Origin of the sequence: Alicyclobacillus hesperidum subsp. aegles, assembly GCF_027923525.1 — a bacterium.
Taxonomy (GTDB): domain Bacteria; phylum Bacillota; class Bacilli; order Alicyclobacillales; family Alicyclobacillaceae; genus Alicyclobacillus; species Alicyclobacillus aegles.
In genome coordinates, this window is sequence record NZ_BSBJ01000040.1 from 1 (window position 1) to 511 (window position 511).

Annotated in this window: 1 protein-coding gene; it reads right to left on the minus strand. The window is 43.2% G+C overall.

The window, feature by feature from the left end:
- Positions 1–511 (minus strand): DUF4352 domain-containing protein (locus QMF38_RS09605; protein WP_281759295.1); only part of this gene is annotated, 511 nt, incomplete at both ends.

Here is a 511-nt window from a genome sequence, read left to right on the forward strand (position 1 = left end):
TATGTAGTCTCATTTGTCCCAAACAAACCCATAGAAGCCACGAGCGAATAGTGCTGACCTATGTGACGGTACGTCATAAAATCAGGCATATCAAAAACTATATTGGTGGTCATTGACACGCCTGGATTAAGATTGGTTGGCATTGTTCCAGCATCGGTATTGGCATATATCTCTGCAGTTGAATCAGGCTGGTAAGTATCTCCGTTTATATCTTGTAAGTGAAAAATGTCATCTACGATCGCTAATGGACTTGAACCATCGTTTTTGATGGTCACGTTGATGACCCAAAACGCACCATCTGCAGTATCACCTATCCCGTCATAACCAACGCTTTTAACCTGTTGCAGCGAGTTTACTCGGACTTCCAAATCTCCTACTCTTCCGTATGTTTCAACCGGAACATAGCGCACTTTTGATGTATTAGAAGTAGAAGAATCGGCAGACGTGTTAGACTGCGCTGACTGCGACACATTTGTTGTCGCGGTAACAGAGGATGTGTTTTCACCTTCAT